We start from the raw sequence: 25,472 nt of genomic DNA, 5'->3' as shown, positions 1-25,472 counted from the left end.
ATTTAATCTTTATTTACTTGTAATCCTAAGTTATATAGTGGAAAGATGCTTTTTTGTCATTCCAAAAATCTGCCGATACTTCTGCATGGCTTAATACTTTTCTATTGCCATTTTTTGTAAATCTTGTGGTTAGCTATATTGATGAAGAGTTTGTTTGAAAAATTCATTCGATTTTCAATTTACAAACAGATATTTTCTCTAAATAGATTGAATATTTTATACATTAACTCCAAACTTTTTAATTTTATCCAAAGATTCATTAACAATACCGAGGCGCTTTAAATCAATATTTTCTTGTTTTTTGACTTTTGTAATTACAGTTTTAATAACGCTAACTTCATTAAAAGATAGCTTACCCGTTTGTTCGCCAATATCAATCACCTTCTTCCATGTATCTTTATCAATCAATTTCAATCTATTGTAGACTAAAGATGGGTCCAGTGTCTCTTTTTCAGATAATTTACTAATCGAACTTATTTCATTAAAGTCAATATGAAGTTCTTTCAATTTGGAAATAATTTCACCCCCTTTTTTTATTTCTGCGTCAGTAAAATTCCCATTCCGTTTAAGTTTGCTTCTTATTCCAGAAACGTAATTTTGCTCAACTTGGCTTAGGTAGTCAGTTCGTAACATATAAAGACACATGCCATCCCAGAACTTCAAACCAAGTGAAGTAATCTCTTCAAGAGTATTATATTTTTCAGTTTCTGCAACTTCATCTGATTTAGATTCATAACGTTGCTTGAATTCCGTATCTGACACCAAATATTTATTAACAACGTCTAAATCAATTTTTTCAAATGATTTTAGTTTTAGTTGTTCCCAAACTTTTTCACTCTTAACAGCTTCACTAATTAATGCGACATCAAGATTCGTAAAGAAGTTATATACAAATACAAGTAGCTTCTTCACTTCCCTTTGCAAATCTTCCTCAATAATTTGGTCATTCCATATCTTACCCAGATTAAGCTTATTTTTAGTTATATAGTGAAAATAGGATAATGTATATGCTACCGTATGTGCTTTGATGTTTGTGTCACCAATCGGGTTCTGATTCTTTCTTCCAAAAAGCTTATCTGCTGTCTGAAATAGTATTGCATTAGCCACAAGGTCTTCCCAATAAACCCTTCCTGGCTTCTTCTTTGAAAACTCCTTATCTACATCTCGCATGAAAGCGTTATAGTTCTTTTGAGAACCTTTAGCAACGTGAAAAGGTTTCAAATGCCAAATATTCATATGCTTTGAAACATCAGATTTTATTATCATCTGATTTCTAGGATATTTTAACTTAAAAGCATTCTGTTTACTTTTCGTTGGTTCCTTGTTAAGAGCTTCTTTATATTGTCCTTTAACACGTTCAAAAAACCATATAGTTTGTTTATTTTTGTCTTCTGAATCTATTGCATACGTTGTTCTTGATAACTCCTCTAGGCGTTGCAAGAATGGGCTATTGGATGTTAAATCCAGTTCAGATACTTTATTCTGACTATTTGCATATCGAGAGATATAGGGTACTGTTTCATTTTTCTTTTCTTCGTCCTTGATTACAGTCAATTTCATTTGAACGAATACATCTGAAATATCAGCTTCCTTATATTTTTTTGCAGTATGAAATAATGAAGCTGTAGTTTGACCTCCATTAACAATTTGAAAGTCCTTAATTGAAGTAATTACTTTATGCCCATCATTATTAAGCTTTGTCTTTACTTCCTGAGCTGTGGTAGCAAGCCCATTATTATAAGGTAAAAACATATGTGGCTCAAACCTAATAGTATCACGAATTCCTCTGTTAACTTTTCCTGTCTGTTGCAGGAAAGCCCGGACGTTACTTTCAAGAAGTCTTGTTCCGTAATTTCTGTAAAGGTTCGCAAGTATACTTCCAGGTACAATTGCTAAATAACATTCATATAATTCATTTTGAGATGGCATTTCCAGACAGGGAATAACTTCTCCCATTAATTCCTCAAAATCTATCTCGATAGGTTCTCTATTCCCACTGGACTGAGCTAGACGATGCAGTCTTTCAATATCCCAAATTTTAAAAGATACCAGAATATCTTCAAGGCTTTTTAATTTAAAATTATTGGGCGGGTCGTGAGGTATATCCCCATTGGAAAGTATGAAAACATTAACCCTAATTATTTCCTTCCGGTTTTTATGTAATATGGATGCCAAACCATAAGCTTCCGAAGATGGTTCAATATCTTCCAAATACCCTTTCAGAGCAGCATTAACGAATCCTGTTGACCACTTCATTAATTTTTCAAAGTCAGCTTTCCCCAGACGGTATATCTCATTAGTATCTTTGTACGAAGAAATAAAGATGTCAATGTTTTCGTAACCTTCTTCAAGTGCATATCCATTGATTTTAAATTGGATATTTTCGTTTTTATTCTCTTTAATATAGTTGCAAAGTCTAATACCTTCTGTCTCTCCTGCATCAGCAAGAGTTTCCATTACAAATTCAGTAAATTTATTTTCTTTAGAATCTCCATTTTCATCTGCATACACTAAAGATTGAATCTCATAATAGAGATTTTGAATAAACGTATCTAATTCAAAATCAATGTTGTTATTCTTCATTTAGAATTCCTTTTAATACTGTTTCGGATGAAACTTCAAACTCATCACATTCGTTTGGCGATACCTCATAAGAAATATGAGTTACAGCTTTATCAACCATTGATGAGATTATCTTAGGAAATTCATCTGTCACCTTATAAAAAGTGGTTTTTCGTATCTTGTAGGATGTTTTGTTGTATTCACTTTCTACATCAGAATTTATTCCCAAGAATGATAGCTTCAGGTTAAAATCATCAACTAAAATAGGAGATAATCTTAATATATTTCTGATTTCGTTAATTTTATTTAGTAGGGTATTTTCTCCTTCTGGCAATTCTGACAGCTTTATGAATGCCACATAAAGATGTTCAAAAGAAGTGCAATCAAGTTGAAATTCATTCGCAATCTTAATACTTGGATGGTTCGACTTTGAAGTTTTAACTTCTATTGCAGATGTATTGAAATAAAAATCCTGATTTGTTGCTGTAGGTGCTTGCCAAGAATCCATAACCATTGTATGATTCTTACATTCATTCAGCAAATGTTCTAGAATAAGTAATTCTCCATATAACCCTCTTTGTTGTTGTGGAGTTAAAAGGCCTCCTGTGAACTTCCCGAATAATCTTTTCCAGTAGGATACTCTTTGAGATATACGTATCAAAGCTTCTTCATGCACATGAGTAATAGAAATTGACTTTATAATGTCCTCTACAAACATTACAAATACATCAAAGAGTTCGTTTTCCTGGAGAATAATAATTAGCTCTTTGGTTGGTAAAAACTGAATTTCAACTCCTGTAAATCTTTTTAGATAATTTTGGTTAACTTTTATATTTTCAGGTAATTCAATAGAAAACAATTTTGCTTTAGATGCTAAAATAGTCCCAATATAGCAATTGAATTGAGGAATGCTCTTTACCTTTTCTTTTACTACGCCAACTTCAGAGCCTGATACCTGTTTAGACCATAGTTCCTTGAGGTTACTTATCTCCATTTTCTAAATCGTTATCATCATCGGTTTGACCTTCTTCTGAATCTGAGACCATTGGGCGGGCAGCAAATTCAACTTTCTCTTCATTCTCAATTTCCGGGAATACAATACCCCATCCAACCAGTGGGATATCATCAACCAGACCGTCATCTGCTGTCCAGTCTAGTGGGTAAATAACAAGTAGTGATTTCCCAGATATGGCTCTTGCTTGTTTTACTTCCTTTTCTTTTGGATTAGGATTCTCAATATCAAGGTCAAGTCGTCTGTCTTTTCTGTCTAGGATGTTATTCTTTGGTAAAGTAAAATATTCCTTGCAATTAGGCGGAACACTATTCCTCAAAGGCAAGCCTCCTTCTATTATTTGTCCGTTACAATCGAATTTTATTTTGTTATCTGATTCAGAATTTAAAATTACAGCAACAGTCCAATCCTTTAGAGTACCTTTTGAGTTTTGCTTATTAATGTAATTTATTAAAACTTCAGGCCTGATATCCGGTAAATCAGTATTAAAACCTGATATAAAATCAGTAATCAGTTCTGGAGCTACATTCTTCCAGATAATACCATTAACTTTTTGTGCTTTTGTCGTATGTCTTAATGTTGGATTATCCATCCTATTAAGAAGTGACTCAAACGTTTTAAAGTTACCTTTAATTGCATCCTCATTCTTAATTAATTGATATGTCTGTTTAATTTTACCTGAAAACCCTATTTGTATCCGTTCATGCTCCCGCATTTTACCCGCTCCAGTAATATTTAACAATCCTGAATGAGTTCTGACTTTAAGTCTATAGTCAACAGGTCTTTTATTTTGAGCGGACATTACATCAAAATCAGCACGCATTTCTTCAGTAGCTAATGTAACGTGCCTGTACCAGTTAACTAACTGCTCTGTTGTGTACAGACGACACAAATCCGCATAACCGGGTCTGTAACCAAACCATCTGCCCATTTGCATTAAAGAATCATACAAACGAGTAGTTCTAAGGTAATAGCTGACTGATAAACCTTCTAAGGTAATTCCCCTTGCAAGCCTATTACCTCCAACTGCAATAACAGATAACCCATTTTCGTAATCATCATAGTTGATATCTTCTATCTTATGGTATTCAAGATGTCTTGTGTTTTTAGTGCCGTGAACCGCTCTAACTTCTATTTTTGTAACCGCTTCGACCAAAACTGAGCGAACTTCATCCCATGAATGTTCTTTAATTTTGGGGTCTTTATATGGTATATTTATACTTACTTCATTTGTAGTAGGCACAAAATCAGTCTCAAAGAGTTCTTTTAATTCATCAAGAAGATAACCTTGACCAGACCTGATTTGGAGTGCATAATCTCTTAATATTTCATTAACCAACAAAGAAACTCTATCAATCCAAGCTACATATAGGGCAACATGAATTAGCATGGAATTATGCTTGTTTTTTTGACCTCGTAATCTTCTAATCGCACATGTCAAAATGAAAGCTTTAATAGCCTCTTTGAGGCTAGCAGGAACATCCTCAGGTAGCTCGTCTTTATTTGTTTTATTTAACTTTTTGGGAAAGTATGGTTCCTGGTCTTCTGTTGGTCTGATAATATCCAAACCCTCATAATCTTCACCTGTATCTGCATTCTCAAATCCAAAAACTTGAGTCGCACCTATGTAATTTGATGGCGGTGGAATATTAATTATGAAATCACGAGGAAATAAGTCTTCTCCAACTTTTAGCTTTACATCCTTAACCATCGTTTCCAAATCTTCACTCCAAGAAGAAGGTATAAAGATATTGGCATAAGGTGTTGCAGTATATCCAATAAAGGTATTCTGATTAAACAGATTTAATAAAGTTCTTATTAATCGGTTAATTGTCTTAACATCAAGCTCTGTTCCCGAGTTAACAGAAGCGTTATCTGCTTCATCATCAATTAATAGTAATGGAACATTAAATATTTTACTTTCTCCACTTTCATCCTTATCTGCAAACCCTAATAGCCAAAGAATAAGGTTCTCAAGAATGCTTTTATTTTTCTTAATGACAAGTACAGTTGGGCTTTTTCCGCCAATTGGAACATTTATTCGTGTAGCTATACTTTTTTTGAAATCACCATCAGGGTCAGAATTAGTGAATGAATAAATCTCTGTATCTGCATTTATATAGCCTACACCTGTTTTATTATTTTTCTGTCTTTTAATAAAGTCAGAACTATCTCTACCAATAAAACCATTGTCAATTCTTCCTTGAGTTTGCCCTCTAAGTGTATTATGAATACCTGCTATAACAATAATAAGTTTGTATCCCGCATCTGTGGCTTTGTTTATAAGCCCGGTATAGTTTGCTGTTTTTCCAGATTGGACATTACCTACCACCATACCACGTCTGTCCCAACGGCCAACAACTTTAGGATTGACACACTTATCCAGAATTTTATCTGTGATATCATCCAACGTATCGATTGGGAAGGATGCATCCTTTTGATTCATGTAAATTTTATACCTATTCCATAAGTCAAAATTAATATTTGACTTCTCGTCATATAGCCAAGGCTTTACATCTTCTGCAACTAATAATGTTGCCTCTTTTGAATACACTTCAAAATCAGCTTCTAATTGCGAAATAAGTTCATCTTTATCAATGCCATTAAAATCAGGCATCAAAGATAGATTATTAACTTCTTTTACAATCAATTCATTAGTTACTTCCTTTCGGCTGTATTTTTGTAATAAAACGTGTGCTATATTTCTTGCGCTTGAAAATTCAGTCATATTAATTTAAGTATTCTATAATTTGAGGAAATTCGTTAAAAGGTTCGATATTTAAAATTTGTTTTACAGCTATATCATTTGAAACTCCTGATTTCTTTAATGATTCAAACATTAACCTGGCAAGTTGAATTGTACCTTGTTCCAATTCTTTTTCTTCCTTTCTTCTCTCAACACTTTCCGGGTTTTCACTGTAATTTTGAATTATTGCCTCAACAGGGGTTGTTTCTCCGATTAATTTTAAAATCGTTCTGATATCTTTTCTTTCTACAACATCCTTTGTCATTATTCTTTCTAACACAGGATGGTCTTCGTTAATGTAATAGTCAAAAGCGCCATCTCTCTTTTTGGTAGCTTTCCAAATTGGTTGAAAACTAAAACTCTTTATGGAATCATCAAGCATTATCTGGTTTCCTCTGAATCGGTAAACTTTCCCTGCTGCCAATCTTGTCATTTTTCCAAGTCGAATTAAATCTTTTCTAACCTTTACAGATGGAGATGCCGTAGCCTTTTTTATATCAATTTTCCATTCATGGTCAAGCTTATTCGAAATATCAATTAGGATTCTTGCATTTTTGTAATGCTCATTTTTATTAAATAATCCTAGCCAATCCCCAAATAGTAAAAGTCTCTCGTTCCGATAGATATAAAATCCTTGTAACCCATACCACTTTTCAGTTTTAGCATCACCAAGTTTATCTTTCGATATTTTCGATATATGGGGGAGTACATAGCATTTTACATTGACACTATCATTATCTAAATACTCATTACATATTAATTGACCTCCTTCGGAATCTTTCATGAAAGGATCCCATGGTTTTATTTGCAAGCCATTTATCCAGATTTTAACTTTTTTCTTTTCAAGGTACCTATGAAAGACAAGACTTAGGTGTTCCTCTACCGCAAAAAATTCCTCAAGAAACACTTTTCTGGCAGCTTCATTTTCAATGTGAGAATTTCCAACCAACCTGTCAAGATTTTCCCATAAAACCACAGTGCCATTATCCAATACGTTTAGTTTCTCTAGGTAAGTTTCATTTGAAATATAATCTAGAAGTGACCATCTCCCAGTATCATTTACAAAATCTAAATCCCAACAACGCTTTAATACTGAATAATCCTTTCTTTTGGTAGCTACTGTTAATGTTTTACATTGAGAGAAAGATGAAGTTTTTAATCCTAAACCAAATCTTCCAAGGTCACTTAGTTCCCTATCTTCATTCGGGTCTTTACTCCCAGGAGTCATAGCCGAAACTAATGTACCTTTATCCATACCAGTTCCGTCATCAGTAATTGACACCCATGATTCAGAACCTCTCCACTCATAGTCAACCCAAATATTCGATGATTTTGCAGAAATACTATTGTCAATAATATCTGCAATTGCTGTTTGAAGATTGTATCCAAATGCTCTGAAAGTATTAATCATTGCACTTGCCTTCGGAGGGGTTTCTTCTGAAATAAAATCACTTAGCTTGTTCATACATGTCCTTTAACTTAATGGCAATTTTTTCAGCCATAAGCGGAGGTACAGCATTGCCTATTTGTTTATAAGCCGCAGTTCTACTTTGTTTTTCTGATACTCCTTCAAAAAAGAAATCATCTGGAAAAGTTTGAAGTCTTGCAGCTTCTCTTGGTGTTAATGAGCGATTTTGAGTTTTATCAGGATGTATATAATAGTGTCCATCCTTACAGATATGAGCAACAACCGTCTGAGAATATGGTAAATCCTGAGCTACTACTTTAAACCTGTCAACAAATGATTTTTTATTATTATGAGTTTGCCATTCTTTTGGTATATCATTATAATTCAATCTTTGTTGACCATCTTCCCATTTATCAACTGCAAGTCTGTAAATACCTTTATCTTGTTCTGTATGAGGCCTTGCAATATGTTGAGTTGTAAATTCCAAACCGTTTTTGATGTGACTATCGTACAAATACTTGCCATCATATGGGGCATATTTTGTTTCATAATACTCTCCAGTTCCGGCTTGTAGTGGAGGTAAATCCTTAAATATTTCCGAAACAGTTACTTTGGTTTCTGTTTTCTCAAATTCAGGATAAAAACCTTCTTCGCCGTTTTTCTTACCAATTAAGATAATTCTTCGTCGGTTTTGAAGAACACCAAAATCTTTGGCTTCCAACACTTTGTATTCTGCATGATACCCCTTTTCTTTAAACAAATCCAACATCATTTGAAGATAGGATTTTCCATCTTCTGTTTTGGCTGATTTTAAACCAATTACATTTTCAAAAACAAAAAACTTTGGCTGATAATATTCAAGAAATTTGGCATATTCTTTAAATAAATAATTTCTGGAATCTCCTTTCATTCGATTTTCATCTCTGGATCTTCCAACAATAGAATACGCTTGACAAGGAGGCCCTCCAATAATAAAATCAATAGTTTTATCTCCTTTTAAAGAATCAATCTTATCGAAGATGATTTTATTATTTTCATCTCCAATTGGCAAATTTATGACTGATTCCCTTTCTTCTTTAGGAAGTAAAGAATAAAGTTCTGTTCGAGTTATCTTATTTTGTAGATAATCTATATAAGTCTGGAAATTATTGTTTTTTTTCAAATAATGGTAAGCAGCTCTAGTAATCATAGTATTACAGGCCGCCTTATCTATTTCCACATGAGCTATTGGACTAAAACCTGCCCGAATAAAACCTTCCGACAATCCACCTGCTCCAGAAAATAAATCAATAAAGTTCATATACTATTTTTTCATCAAAAATACAATTAAATCTTTAAAAACCTGGCTTCTGTTTGCTGTTTTTAGTTCACATTCCCAAATCACTTTCACTTTCCACCCAAGTAACTGAAGCTCATTAGTTTTATCTAAATCTCGACTCCTGGTTGCATTAATTTTATCCGACCACCACTTTGTTCTGGTTTTAGGCAGAACGAAGTACTTACAATTCTCATGACCATGCCAAAAACAACCGTTAATGAAAATCACCGTTTTATATTTTGACAAAACAATATCAGGTTTACCAGGTAATTCCGAATAATTTACTCTATATCGAAAACCCTTACTATACAAGAATTTTCTAACAAGAATCTCAGGCTTTGTATTTTTACCCTTAATTTTTGACATATTATAACTCCTAGTTTCTTTATCATGAACGTCACTCATAATTAACTAACTAATTCTTTTTAAGTTTTTGCAAGTAAAGATCTACATAACCATTCTTTATAAGAAATTTCAATTGAATTAATTCACTTAAATAACCTTACAATTTATAATTTGTCAAACTCGTCAAGAGTAATGCAAAAATGTTCAAGAATTAACATTAGCTGTTGCTTGTTGTAGTAATGCCGTTTTGTATGGCCTGCCTGTTCAATCTGTTGTTTTAACTCAGGACAAACTTCAATTTCATTCCTGAGTTGCTGCATGGCTGACTTTACTGAAATGCTATCGGGGTATAATTTCTTAACCAACTCTTGTTTTAATATGGTTCTACGAATGGTCATAACGCTGGATTTTGGTTAAGAATTAAGCCTGATAGGTCGCAAAACATAAGATAAAGCAAGTCCAATGACCATATTTTTATAGCCTGAGACTGCTTTGTTAAGCTTTTTTGAATATTTAGATAGCCTGAGTATATATTCAGACCATGTTTAGACAGCTTTACTGAATATTGACTCAGAAAGAGGCTTGCTTGTAGAATACATTGAGATATTTTGGGCATAACTTGTTCAATTATACCCTTGACGGCTAATGTTGTAAAGATAACTTTTTCAATCCTGCCAAAAAGAATTAAACTAACGCAAAGAACCTACATTTCCCTTACTTAAGTTACTTAGGTTACTTAGGTGAATTAACCATCACAATTACAAGTGTTTATATTTTTCGATACAATAATATTTCCTAAGTAACTAAGTAACCAATGGTGAAAATATCAAAATCCTAAGTAACTCTAAGTAACCCCAAGCAACCTGATTGAATAAAGTAAATAGATATAACACTCTTGTTTTCTATTATTTACATCTTTCTAAGTAATCTAAGTAACCTAAGTAACCAGTTTTGTAAGAATAATTCATGTTTTGAATAAAAATTGCTGTTTGTTTCTGTTTTTTCCACTCTCACATAAAAAATGGCAACAAAAAACCCGATACCTATATTGATACCGGGCAGTTATTACAAAAACATGATGTACTTTAAATTCTTTCTCTTATTTCTTCAATCGTGGAATGACGACCAGCCTTAATCCATTCTTGTATTTCTGATAGCTTAAACATTAGTGTCTTTCCACCAGGCTTATAGTAGGGAATTTGTCTGTTATACACCCTGCCATAAACAGTCTTTATGCTAATGCCTAGCATCTCAGCTAATTCTTTAGTATTAATGTAATCATAACCAGTAATAGCTTTTCGTTGTAACTGAATTAGTTCCGACATCTGCCTGTTTAATTCTTCAAGGTTCTTAAGTACCTTTTCATTACTTTTTTTTATTCATAATCATATTTTTAAATTAATAATAATGAACATGAAAGGTATAAAACAGACTTCCTTTCCCTGCTATAACTCAACAAAAAACCCGATACCAAAACTGATACCGGGCTGTTCATTATCTTATCTGAAACCTTCATTCGCTATCCCTGTTTTCAATATGCTTTTTAGCCGTAATTGTAAACTGATGTAGTTTCTTAGCCAAAAGCTCTTTAGGCAAATACTGCGTTATGTATTCGCCTACTTTTATGTTTGTTTTATCCAACTGCAAAAGTTCAACCTGTTCCTGATTCCCTTCGGCACAAAGTATCAAACCTATTGGTTGTTCCTCATGAGGTTCGGTGTCGTATTTTTCCAGATAACGCAGATACAATTCCATTTGCCCTTTATATGCTGCTTTAAACCGTCCAATCTTTAATTCAATGGCAATTAAACGCTTCAGCTTTCGATGATAAAACAACAAGTCGAGGTTATGGTCGATATTATCAATAATCATTCGTTTTTGACGAGCTACAAACGTAAAACCTGCTCCAAGCTCAATCAAGAAGTTCTCTATCTCCTTAAGTATAGCAGCTTCAAGGTCTTTCTCTGCATAAGTATCTTTCAGATTTAAGAAATCAAGCACATAATGGTCTTTAAAAACCAAGTCAGGAGAAATTTTGTCACTTTCTTTTAACTCTTGAAGTTCAAGCTTTGCAAGCTCTTCTGGCTTTTTACTGATAGCCGTACGCTCAAACAACATTGAGTCAATTTTATCCTTTAATGTTCGGGTACTCCAACTTTCAATACGGCACATCTGAGCATAAAACTCACGTTCCAAATCAGCTTTTAGTGATATTATATGAATAAAATGTGACCAACTCAATTGTCTCCACAATGCGGAGACATTTTCTGCATCAGGAAAAGCCCCATAAAAGTCAATCATTCTTTTCAAATTCCTTGCAGAATAGCCTTTACCGTATTCATTTACCAATTTTGCCGACAGTGTTGGCAAAATTTGTTTTCCGTAATCAGCTCGCTTATTTTCAAGTATATCTTCTTTTATCCGTTTGCCTACATTCCAGTACGTAGCAGTAATACCAACATTCACGGCTTGTGAAACTTGCTGTCTTCCTTGCTCAATTATCTGCTTTACATCTGTTAACAGGCGATTGTTAATATCTAACTTATCCATAGTAGTCAAAAGTAAAAATTATAAATCTATTTCTTCGGTAATATTCATTCCTCCTTAATTATTGAAGCTTTGCATCGGCTCTGATTTTGTATCAAGGTTAAGGTTCAGCTTATCGAGATAGAACACAAAAGCCGTTGTACTGGTGTATTTTTTATTGCCCCTTTCATCTATCTCCTGGTATCCCGATTTTGCATCCATCTTTTTAAAACTGACTTTCTTGGTATCACAGATAAATGCAGGGCTGTTCTTCAAATAATACTCCACTGTTGCTTCAGGCAGAGGCTTGTCGCCTTCTCGCAAAGCCTGAGACTTATACAAAGCAAACACACGGCTTACGGATAGATAAAATAGCTTAAGCGGTTCCTGGAATACTATATCAGATTTTTGCCACTTACCATCTTCTTTAAAAGTGCGCTCAATTTTTTCTGCATAAACCACACGGTAATCACCTTCTTCAAACAAAACATTGGAGCTGATAAGATATTGAACAGTCTTCCAAAAGATACCCAAATCATCATTTCTGGCTGTTTCTTTGTTTTGTTCAATCATCATTTTCACGAACAACTCCATGATTTCTTCATATAAAAATGGCATTTCCACTATATTGGAAATGGTTACATAAGCAGATGCAACAGTTAACCAATTGTTGTAAATTCTCGTTTCAACAGCTATTGTTCCTAATAATTCCCTAAACTTATCACTAACTGCATCAACCGTCTTGTTATAGTTTCGGGCAAAAGTTTCCCTGTGCTTTAATAACTGATGGGTTATTTGTGTCAATCCTTGTTTGTTAATTTGCTCCAGCTCTTCAAACAAACGCTTTTCCTCATATGAGAATACTGTTTTTGAGAATCCAAGTGCAATGAATCGGCTAAATAAGGCAATATCAGCCGTAGCTATTTGCTGCCCACAGACAATGATTCCCTGGTTCACTTTTGAGGTTTCCTTTTTCTTGTCCTTATCCATGTTCATGCGTGTTCGCCCGGTCTTATCCCAAAACCCTTTGAGCAGCTCACGCTTTTCCATTTCCAAATCATTACGGTATTCATCAAGAACACAAACGGCATTGGAACTTGTAGCCACATGGTCGGCAATGGATGGCTTACTGGAGTTATGAAGATTGGGAACTTTGCCTTTTCTGCCAAACATGTACAAGATGCTTTCTGCACATGTATTCTTTCCTGAACCCTTCTGACCATACATGTTCAGGATTGGGAATTTATCAAACCGCTTTGATATGATGTCCATGAACAAACAGGCAAAGTAAAAGGATAAGGTTATAATACCATTTAACCCAAATACACCATAATACTTTGTTGCATATTCATACAAGGTAATATTGCCCTCATTATGGATAAAGTGGCGTTCAAACTCAAACAAAGTATCGTCACCTGAATAAATTTCAGAACAGGCAGGAATATAGAAATACTTATCCTGGTGTTTGACTATTCCATACTTGTCAGCTTTTATAAATTCATCGCCATTGAAAATACCGTTACCCCAACAAAAAAAGCCTTCTCGTTGCCATCCCATCTGGACTATCTCTTTGCAGCTTTTCGTTTTTTCATAAAGCCAGGCTTTGAGTTTATTCAATTCGCTTTCCCCTCCGGTCCATAAAAAATTTCCTAATGATTCTATCTGGAGCTTGAAAGCTGTAATGCTAACCATATCACGTTGGGGAAGTTCGATTATTTTAACCAGATTGTGACGGTTCTTGATTTCGTACAAGCGTTTGGCATTAATTGGACTTTCAATATGAAAGAGTGGGGTCATCACAAAATTAGAATGATGAACAAAGTCATCGCCTTTCTTATTGCGGAACACGTAGCAATTATTCTCCACATAGAAACCCCAACGGTCAAATTTATTCAGACTAACATGTTCAGGGATATTATAACGGTGGCTTCGCTTTGGCTCATCTTTGATAAACTCTTTAATGGCATCCTGCCATGCTTTCTTAGGCTTGATATGTTCTGCCACAAAGTCAATATAAACCTCTTGCTTTGTCTTATCGTAGTTCGCAATTAGCATAGAGATTCGTTTTATAGCCTCCGATTTTTTAACCGGGTCGGAAGCAAATCTTTCTGCATACTGTGAAGTTTTATAAACGATGTAATCGGCTTGCTGGTTATTATACTGAAGAAATTGTTCTTTGGTGGTAAAAAGCGAATCAGGGTCTTGCTTATCGGGCAAGGCTATGACCGAAACATGGAACTGGTTTTTAATCAATATCTCAGCATTTCTATCTGTGGCGTTTTGTCCTGCTTTATCTCCATCAAAGATTAAAGTTACCTTATTGGTATAGTGTCTCAGTAGTTTAACCTGTGCTATGGTCAGGGCAGTTCCACCTGTAGCAACCGAATTTACAATCTCTATCGAATGTAATCTTAAAACATCGGTATAACCTTCTGTGATATATGCCCTATCTTCCTTTTTAATGGCAAACCTCCCTTCATTTAAGGCATACAGCTCATTACCTTTTGTATAGATGCAGCTTTCCGGTGTATTTAGGTATTTTATCTTGGGGTCTTTACTTAAGTCTCGCCCTGCAAAAGCGATTGTTTGCCCTCGTGAATTAGAGATAGGAAATATCAATCTGTTTCTGAAGAAATCATAGATACCTTTATCATTGCTTTTTAGCACTCCTATTTCCTCAAGTATTTCAGTTTTAAGGCCACTTTTTCTTGCATGGGCCAGGAGTGCATTCCCATTTGGAGCATAACCGATGTTAAAGCTACTTTCTTTGGGAATAGCAAGTTTGCGTTCTTCAATGTACAGTTGCGCTTCCTTTTGGCTGACCTGTTCCAGAAAGAACTTCTCAATCACGGTACACGCTATTTTCAAACTCTCTTCATGCTTATACTTTATTTCATCAAAATTAGAACTATGCTTCCATTGAAAGTCCATTCTCAGCTTCTTCGCACCAATCTCGACTGCCTCTTTAAAATCAACGCCTTCATGCTCTTTAATAAATTCAATGGCATTACCACCTTTGCCACAGCCAAAACATTTAAAAATACCCTTTGCCGGGTTTACACTCAACGATGGTGTTTTTTCGTTATGAAAAGGGCAGCAACCCATAAAGTTACTGCCCCTTTGTTTTAACTCTATAAAATTTTCGACAACACTTAGAATATGGTCGTTTATTTGCTCAATAACCTTGTTTGCATCCATGTATGCTGCCAGTTTAATTTTTAAAATCTAAAGTCAATTGTCGTTTGTTTAATTGCCATTCCTCAAAGGTCATTTCCTTAACTTCATTGAGCGCTTTTCTGGCTTCATTAAACTGGTTCTTTGTTTTAGTGTAATCATTTCGAATGCGTTCAACTTCTTCCATTTGTTTTTCCAGTACTTTTTGCTTTTGCTCCAGAAATTCCGATTGGTCGGAAAAGTGATTAAATAAAGCTGTATAACATTCCATTTTGTATTTAAGAATGGTTTCCTTGGCTTCTGCTTTGACGTTCTTTGGGTTAATGGTAAAAAGCCAGCCCAAAGCATACATATAGGGCAAACAAAACATCTCGTACTTTTTTCCATCACTTCCAGTTGTAGTGCTGAGCACTCCAACTGAACCCAATATTTCATCCTTTTGGACTTTTACTATCTGGTTACTGTGATTAATACCCAACGCTTCGCAAATCGGTTTTATTGGTACAAGTTTATCTGCACCATCAATCAGCATAATGCTTACATTATTAATCTTTGCTACTATCTTTTGCTTTTTTGTCATAATTGTTTCTTCGATATGTTTCTAAAAAATGGCAGGGCTGCCCTTGTTCAACCCTGCCCAAACCATATTAGCCGTCAAGGGTGGTTAATAATCCTCTAATATCTTCTGGTGAAAAACAAAGAGGCATCTTATCATCCATCGCTGCTGTCAACTCAATTCGTGCCATCAAGCTCTCTTTCCAGTCGGGTAGCATATAAATCGTGCTACTACTTTGAATAAAGCTTAACCTTAGTCTGATATTCTCTGACCAATTAAGTTTATCAAGCTCTTTATCTTCCGGGCTGATAACAGTACAACCCAAATTCAACAAATAGATTTTTAACCCATGAATTTCCTTAATGTCGGTTTCCTTATTTATTCCGGAGAGGTAAACTATCATTACTTTGTCGTATTTCCTGGTATACAATACATTTATAAATCATACTTTGTCTTACCCTGTAGGCTATCGATGCGTTCTTTATAAACATCACAAAGCTCATCTACCGACTCCACAGCACTGCGTACTTTTCGGCTTTCAAGCAGCTTCTTTAATTCCGCAATAGAATAATAGGTTTTACCGCCCAATGTCGAATAAGTGATTTTACCACTTTTGCGCAACCTCTGTAAAGTCCGTATGCTAATACGTAGGTACGTACACACGTCTTCACCGTCAACCCACGCTTCATCTGGATTAAACACTTGTTGATTCAAATTAATAAATTGAAAAAGGGAATCTAATTTGTCTATAAGAGCTTTATAAGCTTCGGATTCAATTGTTATTACGTTCATGTCCTTACTTTATAATTCGGAACAAAGTTGATAACATGGAAAGACTTTTGAACCCTACTTGTGTATCAAGTGGTGTATGATTTATTACTTTTTAAGCATTTTATCATTGAACTTACCTGCCAATTCATTTAAAAAATAAGCTCTTTGAACATTGTTTTTCAAAGGTTTACGAACTGCCATTTTTGAAAGCTCTGAATTAAAACTTTTTAGTTCAATGTCAAAAATAGACTCAAAAAGCTCAACTAACTTCTGTAAACTAACATTTCCACTATTTATACAATTGGCTTCCTTTAAAGAACACGCAAGCTCAATTAAGTCACGTTTTTTACCTGTCCAACTAAATTCATCACCAATTGTCTCTTTTGTGTCTACTGTCATTTTGTTATCATCTGTATAAATTGAAAGACTCTCTAACTCAACACTTACGAATTGAATCATGATTTGAAAAAAGTCAGATAAGTTCTTGTTTTGTTGAGTATTGAACTGTCTCTGATACCATTGTACCGTCAATTTTAGATGATTTAATCTGCGGTGAACCTGTTTTGCATCATCATCCTGGTAGCATTGAAAATAAATTAACTGCTTCCATTCATTTGTTAGGTTTTCAAATTGGCTAATACGAACCGTTCCTGATGCAAATGCATTTTCAACCTTCTTAATAAATCGCTCTGTCTTTTGTTCCATTTTTTTGATAATTATTAATTAATACAAAAGCCATCGTTATGGCTAAACACAGCGACTTATTACGATTGAATTTCAAGGCATTTTTCACAATACACTATGGAACAAAAAACAGCGTATTGCACTTTCAATTAAAAGGTGTAAATTAGAACCTGAAATATTGTAGGTTTTGACTGGTTTATGGCGTAGTTGGTTTTTGTGACTAAAACGTAGCCAGTTAAAATTTTAAAGTACTTATGATATTGATATATAACAAAATACGAAGAGAGGTTCTCTTACCTCTCTCTCCGCTGAGCAAAACAGCAAATTAAAGCAAAACCCTGTAAGTCAAAACTTACAGGGTTTTTTTATGCGCAAACGGGGATCAGGTGCAAATTCTGGGTCTAAGCATAAATTTTGCAGAGACGGTAGAGGAAAAAGTTGACATCCTTAACACCTCTGAATTGTCTTCTGAAGTCTTTGATTTTAGCATTAAATGATTCAGCCGCCGCATTGGTGCTTCTTCCATTGAAGTAGTTTTCATCTAAATATGTATGCTCTAAACTTATTTCTAACAAAAAAAGCCCGCCAGGAAATTAACCAAGCAGGCGTTTAAATACAGAAGTTGTTTAAAGGATGAAGTTGTCTGCTCGCACCAGCAACTAATTAATTGAATCCCCATAGACAAGTATTCCAGGCAGATATTCATTATTGCCATCCTGAGCATATTTCACCTCTCTATTTTACATAGGCATTCACTTCGCGTCGCCAGTCATGTATCAGTTTGAGCAATTGATCGCGCACTTCGGGAAGTTCCGCGGCCAGATTCTTTGTTTCGCCCAAATCGCTGCTCAAATCATACAGCTCAACGGTATTGGTATCGTAAAACTCAATGAGCTTGTAACGCCCTTTACGAACAGCTGTACAATTGGAATCACCGGTGGCATGCGGACGATCGACAGGCGAATGCCAGAAAATTGGCCGCTCGCTAGTGGGTGCATTCTGTTGCCTCAGTGCAGCCATAAAACTCACACCATCCTGATGCGCCCGCGGCTTTAACTGCTGACCGGCCATATCGAGTATAGATGGGAAGAAATCTGTTCCAGTCACCACCTCTTTGGATACAGAACCGGCCGCTACCGTACCCGGCCACTTAACAATCATGGGCTCGCGAACCCCTCCCTCGTAGAGATGCCCTTTGCCTGCCCTCAGCGGATAGTTGGATGTGGCCACTCGTCGGGGATTAAACCCACGGTTGGACAAGCCGCCGTTATCAGAAAAGAAGATGACCACCGTATTGTCGGCCTCGCCTATCTCTTCAACGGTTTTCAAGATGCGCCCCAGACTCTCATCCATGCTATAGATCAGAGCTGCGTATTCCGGGTCATCCTGATGCATTTTCGTCGTGCCCGCACCTTCTTCCACAAAGGCCTCGCCTTCGTAGGTCATGGTCGAGAGCTTTTTCCTGAACTTTTCAACGTGTTCGGGCTTACCATGCAAAGGCTCATGTACGGCGTAATGCGATACAAAGGCAAAAAATGGTTGATCGGGCTCCTCGTTATGTTGCTGCTTAAGCCAATCGATGGTCTTATCCGTTAAATGATCCGTCAGGTATTGGCCTTCCACACCATCTTCTAAGCCTTCGATGGGTGCCTTTTTTCCCTTTTGAGGACCCTCGTTATAGGGATAAAAGTAGGATATTGGAGAACCAGCATGGCCACCGGCAATATTCACATCAAAGCCCACATCCTGAGGCATTGTACCTGAGGTAGCCAGGTGCCATTTACCGGCAAAGAAGGTGGCATAACCGGCCTCTTTCAAGGCTGAAGCGATGGTTTGCTCATCCGTCTTTAGTTTCCCTTCATCACCCGGGCGCACATTCAGCTTACCTTCGCCCGGACCGGGCATTTGTGCCCTGGCGGGATATTTACCCGTGATGATGGAATAACGCGAAGGTACGCAGCGGGGATGCGTGGCATAGGCGTTACTGAATACCATTCCCTCGCCGGCTAACTGATCAATATGAGGTGTTTCATAAAATTGGGAACCATTGTAACCCACATCGGCCCAACCCATATCATCCACGAGAAAGAAAAGAATGTTTGGCTGCTTTTTCTCGATTGGTTTGTGGCAGGCGAATAATAATCCGCTCGCCAGCACAAGTCCTGTTAATAATTTGTTTAGTTGCATTGCAAAAGAAAAAAAAGAGGATGCCCCAAAACATAAAGATCACTCGAGAAGTCAGACAAACACAAAGGTCGCAAAGTATTGAAAACAAAATTCTATAACTTGCGACCTCTGTGTAATAGTTGGCTATATTAGCGTGAAACTTAAATTTCGTACATCCCCTGTCAATTAATACTGTTTTGGATGACGATAATCGCCATAAGGATTTTTAACGGTGCGCTTTAACGGAATATTCATTCCATGCGTTTGCTCCAACCAGTCGTAAAGGTCGGAAGCCAGTTGCTTGGCCACATCGGCATGTTCCGGGTCGCCCATCAGGTTGTATTTTTCATCCGGATCGTTAATGATGTCGTATAATTCATTCTGGTCCCAGATACCCTGATAACGCATGTATTTGTAACGATCGGTACGCACACCAAATACGGTTGGCGTCATCGGGAAATCGTATTCCCAGAAATACTCGTAATACACGCGTGTGCGCCAACCTTCTTCGTTGCCTTTTAAAAGTTGAACCATTGATTTACCAGGCATGTAATCCGGCTTCTTCACCCCGGCACATTCCAGAATCGTTGGTGCCACATCCACGTTCTGTACCATGCGTTCGATATTCTTACCGCCTTTAAATATCTCGGGACAACGGATCAGCATGGGTACTTTAACCGATTCTTCGTAAAAATGACGCTTGTCAATCAGGCCATGCTCGCCCCAGCTAAAGCCGTTATCACCCATGTAAATCACCATGGTGGACTCATCCAGGCCATTTTCCTTCAACCAGGCCATCACAGAGCCGATGCTTTCATCCACACCAAGCAGTGTTTCGCAATACTTCTGCAGGTTCTGATCGAAAGTCCCGTTCTGATCGTGGTACATGTAATCCACACCATGCCAGCTATGACGCTGTTGTTTCACCCACTCGGGCCATTTCAAATCCTTATACTCATCACCAATCGTTTGGGTGTAAGTAGACGGTCGTTCAATTTTTTTACCATCGTACACGCCATCGTGACGTTTGGCCGGCTTAAACAAGGCATGGACGGCTTTATGCGATAAGTACATAAAAAATGGCTTTTCTTCATCCCGCTTATCCAACCAGTCAATAGCATGCTCGGTTAATAAATCGGTAATATAAGTCGTTGAATCGTACTGTACACGCTCTCCATTAATATTCAGGTTAGGAGCATAATACTCGCCCTGACCTTTAAAGCTTTCCCAATGGTCGAAGCCGGGACGCGGGTCATCGTGCTCATCGCCCATGTGCCATTTACCAAAGAAACTGGTTTGGTAGCCTGCCTTTTGCAGATACTGTGGGAAATAAACCAGGTTACCTGGATCGGGCGCCACGTTATCCACGATGGTATGCACGTGCGAATACTGACCCGTTAAAATACTGGCGCGGCTGGGTGAGCACAAAGAGGTTGTCACAAAGGCGTTTTTCATATAGGCTCCTTCACTGGCCAGCTGATCCATCTGCGGTGTTTCGAGCCAGGGTACCTTACCGGTGAAGCCCATGTAATCGTAACGGTGATCGTCCGTAAGGATAAAGATGACGTTGCGTTGCTTGGCTCCTGCCACCCGTTCGATGGATATTTCGTCCGTATCGCTATTTTGAGTTGTTGAACACGCGCTCAATAGCGCAAGTAAAACTAAACTAAATAATATAGAATATTTCATGTGTCAGAATTTATCGAAGGCTAACTGTTATCTCTCCTATTTCGTAATGGCCTGTTTCCAAGAATAGCATTTTCATGGGCCAGGCACCGTTGGCTGTTATCTCCATTTCAGCAGTCCGCAGCTTTAACTTTTGGGATGCCTTAACTACCCTGGCCACTCTTTTTTCGTTCACGGGGCCCATTCCTATTTTTAGCTCCGGCCCGGCATAATCAAAAGTGAACACGATGGTCTGACCTTCCTTTAACTCCAGCTGACCATTGTATACCAATGCCAGATCCCATGGTTTTGCACCCGGTTTTTTCACATCTACCAACAGCTTCTTTCCCTCAAGCTGAAAATTGGCCTCGGCCCCTTTACGCACAACTGCTTTCCAGTTTTTCGTCAACTCCGGCTTGAAGGACAAATCTGATGCTTTCGTTACAGCATCAGAAATATTTCCTTCTCGAAGACTACTAATTTCTTGATTTTGCTTGTTTGCAAAAGCTTCAAAGAGCTGCATCAGTTCAGCTTTGATCTTTTTATAATCCGCATGCTGATAATAATTTTCTGTTTCAAGCGGATCATTTTGATAATCGTACAGTTCTCCGGCCACAATCAAGCGCTTATTAAGAGGCTGGTCGGTATGCCAGTCGTCTTTCATCCAAAGGGTCAAACGGTAACGCCCGGTACGCAAAGAGTAACCCTGTGTTTTGCCTCGTCCGAACTGCGAAATAGCATACTCTTTTACTTTCGCTTTTGCCTTGGTAAAAACCGGCATCAGGCTATTACCCTGTAATTGCGAAGGGATTGGCAAACCTGTTGCCTCGCAAAGTGTTGGAAACACATCCAATGCTTCCACCGGATGCGCATTAGCGCCACTGGCTCCATCGGGCTTTTTGATGATCAAAGGCACGCGTGTTGCCTGCTCGAAATTAGTGTGCTTACACCACAGCGAATGATCGCCTAAGTGCCAGCCATGATCGCCCCACAGCACAATAACTGTATTCTTATCCAGTCCTTTGGCCTTCAGGTTAGCCATCAGCTTACCCACCTGTGCATCCACGAAAGAGATGCTGGCATAATAGGCATGTATCAGCTCTTTCTGCTTTTCATCGGGCAGGTTATCGGTGAAAATATCAGAGAACGAAGTCAGCGGCGGTATATCGGTGTAGGAGTATAACTCGCCCGATTTATGATAGGCGATGTCGACCCCATTTTTAACCGCCTCGCGATAAGTTGCCACCTGTATATCTTCCCTGTTGTACAGATCCCAGTATTTTTTAGGGGCTGCAAACGGCAGGTGAGGCCGTTTAAAACCCACAGCCAGAAAAAATGGCTCATCGGCTTTGGCCAATTCATTCATGTAGCGAATACCGTTGTTGGCAATCTGACCATCCATATAGGCTTCGTCGGGCACATCGGCACATTCGGTCGATGGCTTAAAGCGATCGGATACATACTTATGTACATTTTTGATGCCTTTTTCGGCCGCCTCCTGTTCCAGTTCTCTAACTCTCAACTGGTTTTCCTTCAACGCATAATACGACAGGCCCGGCTCGCCATAAGCTTCGGGGTAAGTATATTTTGCGCTTTCGCTATACGGGATGCTCCACGAGGGGCCATCATATTGCTTATCCACACAACGCGGATCGTAAATCTTACCCACTGCCACCGTGGCATATCCGTTTTGACGGAAATACTGGGGCATGGACAGGATATCCGGATTCACATCGCGCATGCGTGTCTTCAAATCCCTTACACCCGTATAATCCGGGCGCATACCCGTAAAAATACTTGCACGCGATGGCCCGCAAACGGCCTGCTGACAATGGGCATTAGTAAACACCACCCCTTCTTTGGCCAGGGCATCGATATGAGGAGTTTGAAGTTGATCATGACCATAAGCCCCTAAGAGGGGCTTAAGATCATCTACGGCTATGAATAATACATTGGTCTTTTCCTGTGCCTTTACAGACAAACTGCAAACAGCCATTAAAGCCAATACTAAATTTTTGAATTTAAAGCTCATAACTTATTCTTTTAGAAACTTAAAATAATTCTACCACTACCCGCTTGGTTTCGCCGGGCGTTCCAACAGGAATGATATTACCCGCAACCACTTCGCCATCGATGGTCATGGTCTTCACCCCTTTGCCTTTAGGACCTGATTTAACCGTGATTTCGTAGTTAACACCACGGAACACACGCTTAACCGTGTATTCACCTAATGACTGAGGGAGACATGGATCGATACACAAGCCGTTGTAATCGGGTTTAATGCCTAAGATATACTGCGAAATAGCATAAAAATTCCAGGCAGCCGTTCCGGTTAACCACGAATTTTTGGCCTCACCGGGCTTGTAGGCATCCTTACCGGCAATCATTTGCGAATACACATACGGTTCGGTCTTATGCAGTTCGCTAATCTCTTCCAGGTACGACGGACAAATCTTCTGGTAATATTCCCAAGCACGCTCACCACGACCTATTTCCGTTTCACCAATCATAATCCACGGGTTGTTATGACAGAAGATACCGGCATTTTCCTTGTATCCTTTCGGATAAGTAGATATCTCGCCGTACTCAATCACATACTTAGTGAAGGCCGGGTTGTTAAGCACTATGCCATATTCACAATCCAGGCGCTCCTTCACGGCATCCAAAGCCTTCTCACATAGGCCCTCTTCTTTGCCAATTCCTGCCATGGTACACCAGCCCTGCGACTCGATAAAAATCTTACCTTCTTCATTGATTTCGCTTCCTACTTTATTACCGTAATAATCGTAGGCACGCAAGAACCATTCTCCATCCCAGCCATGTGTTTTGATGGCTTCCACCATGGCATCCACTTGTTTTTGGGCCTCAGCGGCTTCTTCACTCTTTCCGATCTGCTGGCACAACTGAATAAAATCGCGACCATATACCACAAACAATCCGGCAATCATAAGCGATTCGGCCTGACCACCTTCTTTATTTCCGGTGGTTTGGAATGATTCATTGGGATTGGTTGAGAAACAATTGAGGTTCAGACAGTCATTCCAATCGGCACGGCCAATCAATGGCAAGCCATGAGGACCCTTATTATTAACGGTAAAATAGAGCGAACGCTTCAGGTGTTCAAACAAGCTTTGGGCCTTTTGCTCATCATTATCGAAAGGTACCTGCTCCTCCAAGATGGAAAAATCACCTGTTTCCTTGATGTAAGCCGTGGTTGATAAGATCAACCAAAGCGGGTCGTCGTTAAAATTACCACCGATGGCATCGTTCCCACGCTTGGTTAATGGCTGATATTGATGATAAGCTCCGCCATTCTCAAACTGCGTGGAGGCAATATCGATGATGCGCTCTTTGGCGCGTTCCGGTATTTGATGCACAAAACCAATCAAATCCTGATTAGAATCGCGGAAGCCCATTCCACGGCCAATACCTACTTCGAAGAAAGACGCCGAGCGCGACATGTTGAAGGTAACCATACACTGGTATTGGTTCCATATGTTTACCATGCGGTTGAGCTTATCATCGCCACTTTCGAGCTGATAAACATTCAGCAGCTTATTCCAGTAGTCGGCTAAATCATTTAGTGCGCTCTCCACATTTTCTACCGTATCAAACTTCTCGATAACGGCCTTGGCAGGCACTTTGTTAATCACGCCTTTACTCTCCCACTTCTGGTCTTCAGGATTTTCGATGTAACCCAGTACAAACACGAATTCTTTACTCTCACCCGGTTGCAACTCCACCTCCAGGTAATGCGATGCGATGGGCGACCAACCGTGTGCCTCTGAATTACCGGGCTGTCCTTCCAACACGGCTTTAGGGCCTGAAAATTCGTTGTACAATCCTACAAAAGTCTCCCGATCGGTATCGAAACCCTGAATAGGGGCATTGACATGGTAAAAGGCATAATGATTGCGGCGCTCTTTGTATTCTGTTTTGTGATAAATGGTTGAACCGTCAATCTCTACCTCACCGGTGGACAGGTTACGCTGCAAGTTGTTCTGATCGTCCTCGGCATTCCAAAGGCACCACTCCATGAATGAGAATAATTTCAGTTTCTTAACCTCACTACTCTCGTTCGTCAGCTTCACCTTTTGCACTTCGGCCCAGGTTTTCAAAGGCACAAAAAAAAGATTCTCCGCTTTCACGCCATTTTTTGAACCGATGATTTTCGTGTAGCTCATACCATGGCGGCACTCATAGCTATCCAAAGGCGTTTTAACCGGTTTCCAACCCGGCGACCATACTGTATCGCCATCCTTAATGTAAAAATAACGACCGCCATTGTCCATCGGCACGTTGTTATAGCGGTAACGGGTCAGGCGACGGAATTTGGCATCTTTATAAAAGCTATACCCGCCTGCCGTATTTGAAATCAACGAAAAGAAATCCTCGTTACCTAAATAATTAATCCATGGCCATGGTGTTTCAGGGTTCGTTATTACATACTCCCTGTTTATATCGTCAAAATATCCGTACTTCATGTGTCTATAATTTGTTTTTTAATTGCCACATGGAACTCGCCAATACACTCATTCC

19 protein-coding genes are annotated in these 25,472 nt (G+C 38.1%); all 19 read right to left on the bottom strand.

The genetic code is table 11. The features are described 5' to 3' along the window. Positions 1–216 precede the first annotated feature (216 nt). Positions 217–2,583 (bottom strand): AIPR family protein, encoded by a 2,367-nt coding sequence (locus ACRD7A_RS01495; RefSeq protein WP_430809570.1) that lies wholly within the window; start codon positions 2,581–2,583, stop codon positions 217–219. Further along, positions 2,573–3,556 carry a PD-(D/E)XK motif protein gene (locus tag ACRD7A_RS01490; protein WP_430809569.1) on the bottom strand — a complete coding sequence of 328 codons (984 nt, stop codon included), beginning with the start codon at positions 3,554–3,556 and terminating at the stop codon, positions 2,573–2,575. The genes ACRD7A_RS01495 and ACRD7A_RS01490 overlap by 11 nt, the downstream gene beginning before the upstream one ends. After that, positions 3,543–6,302 carry a Z1 domain-containing protein gene (locus ACRD7A_RS01485; protein ID WP_430809568.1) on the bottom strand — a complete coding sequence of 920 codons (2,760 nt, stop codon included), beginning with the start codon at positions 6,300–6,302 and terminating at the stop codon, positions 3,543–3,545. Before ACRD7A_RS01485 ends, ACRD7A_RS01490 begins: the two co-directional genes overlap by 14 nt. Before the next feature lies 1 nt (position 6,303). After that, positions 6,304–7,785 (bottom strand): ATP-binding protein, encoded by a 1,482-nt coding sequence (locus ACRD7A_RS01480; protein ID WP_430809567.1) that lies wholly within the window; start codon positions 7,783–7,785, stop codon positions 6,304–6,306. Beyond that, a complete protein-coding gene (locus ACRD7A_RS01475; protein WP_430809566.1) occupies positions 7,769–9,028 on the bottom strand; it encodes a DNA cytosine methyltransferase in 1,260 nt (419 codons plus the stop codon). The genes ACRD7A_RS01480 and ACRD7A_RS01475 overlap by 17 nt, the downstream gene beginning before the upstream one ends. Positions 9,029–9,031: 3 nt before the next feature. Beyond that, positions 9,032–9,451, bottom strand: a complete 420-nt coding sequence (locus ACRD7A_RS01470) for a very short patch repair endonuclease (RefSeq protein ID WP_430809565.1) — start codon at positions 9,449–9,451, stop codon at positions 9,032–9,034. 104 nt (positions 9,452–9,555) lie between these two features. Continuing rightward, positions 9,556–9,789: a DUF4248 domain-containing protein gene (locus tag ACRD7A_RS01465; protein WP_430809564.1), complete on the bottom strand. Its 234-nt coding sequence runs from the start codon at positions 9,787–9,789 to the stop codon at positions 9,556–9,558. Between the two features lie 687 nt (positions 9,790–10,476). Beyond that, on the bottom strand, positions 10,477–10,716 hold the full coding sequence (locus ACRD7A_RS01460; protein ID WP_430809563.1) for a helix-turn-helix transcriptional regulator: 240 nt from the start codon (positions 10,714–10,716) through the stop codon (positions 10,477–10,479). Between the two features lie 187 nt (positions 10,717–10,903). After that, on the bottom strand, positions 10,904–11,941 hold the full coding sequence (locus ACRD7A_RS01455; protein ID WP_430809562.1) for a PDDEXK nuclease domain-containing protein: 1,038 nt from the start codon (positions 11,939–11,941) through the stop codon (positions 10,904–10,906). Positions 11,942–11,995: 54 nt separating this feature from the next. Further along, a complete protein-coding gene (gene dnaG, locus ACRD7A_RS01450) occupies positions 11,996–15,115 on the bottom strand; it encodes a DNA primase (protein ID WP_430809561.1) in 3,120 nt (1,039 codons plus the stop codon). Between the two features lie 13 nt (positions 15,116–15,128). Then, positions 15,129–15,671 carry a phage antirepressor N-terminal domain-containing protein gene (locus ACRD7A_RS01445; RefSeq protein WP_430809560.1) on the bottom strand — a complete coding sequence of 181 codons (543 nt, stop codon included), beginning with the start codon at positions 15,669–15,671 and terminating at the stop codon, positions 15,129–15,131. A 67-nt stretch (positions 15,672–15,738) separates the two neighbouring features. Beyond that, the gene (locus ACRD7A_RS01440; RefSeq protein WP_430809559.1) at positions 15,739–16,050 is read right to left on the bottom strand and encodes a DUF4406 domain-containing protein; all 312 of its coding nucleotides are present in this window, start codon (positions 16,048–16,050) and stop codon (positions 15,739–15,741) included. Between the two features lie 32 nt (positions 16,051–16,082). Then, positions 16,083–16,439, bottom strand: coding sequence for a helix-turn-helix domain-containing protein (locus tag ACRD7A_RS01435; protein ID WP_430809558.1), 357 nt, complete (start codon positions 16,437–16,439; stop codon positions 16,083–16,085). 84 nt (positions 16,440–16,523) lie between these two features. Continuing rightward, entirely contained in the window at positions 16,524–17,123 is a 600-nt protein-coding gene (locus tag ACRD7A_RS01430) for an RteC domain-containing protein (protein ID WP_430809557.1), read from the bottom strand. 380 nt (positions 17,124–17,503) lie between these two features. Continuing rightward, positions 17,504–17,677: a transposase gene (locus tag ACRD7A_RS01425; RefSeq protein ID WP_430809556.1), complete on the bottom strand. Its 174-nt coding sequence runs from the start codon at positions 17,675–17,677 to the stop codon at positions 17,504–17,506. 160 nt (positions 17,678–17,837) lie between these two features. Then, positions 17,838–19,289 (bottom strand): sulfatase, encoded by a 1,452-nt coding sequence (locus ACRD7A_RS01420; RefSeq protein WP_430809555.1) that lies wholly within the window; start codon positions 19,287–19,289, stop codon positions 17,838–17,840. A gap of 165 nt (positions 19,290–19,454) precedes the next feature. Continuing rightward, on the bottom strand, positions 19,455–20,957 hold the full coding sequence (locus ACRD7A_RS01415) for a sulfatase family protein (RefSeq protein WP_430809554.1): 1,503 nt from the start codon (positions 20,955–20,957) through the stop codon (positions 19,455–19,457). A gap of 10 nt (positions 20,958–20,967) precedes the next feature. Then, positions 20,968–22,965 (bottom strand): sulfatase, encoded by a 1,998-nt coding sequence (locus ACRD7A_RS01410; RefSeq protein WP_430809553.1) that lies wholly within the window; start codon positions 22,963–22,965, stop codon positions 20,968–20,970. A 19-nt stretch (positions 22,966–22,984) separates the two neighbouring features. Next, entirely contained in the window at positions 22,985–25,417 is a 2,433-nt protein-coding gene (locus ACRD7A_RS01405; protein ID WP_430809552.1) for a glycoside hydrolase family 94 protein, read from the bottom strand. Positions 25,418–25,472: the final 55 nt, after the last annotated feature.

It is taken from the genome of Carboxylicivirga longa, assembly GCF_050589825.1.
Lineage (GTDB): Bacteria > Bacteroidota > Bacteroidia > Bacteroidales > Marinilabiliaceae > Carboxylicivirga > Carboxylicivirga longa.
Note: the sequence above shows the minus strand (reverse complement) of the source record. Positions and strands in the feature narration are given on the sequence as shown.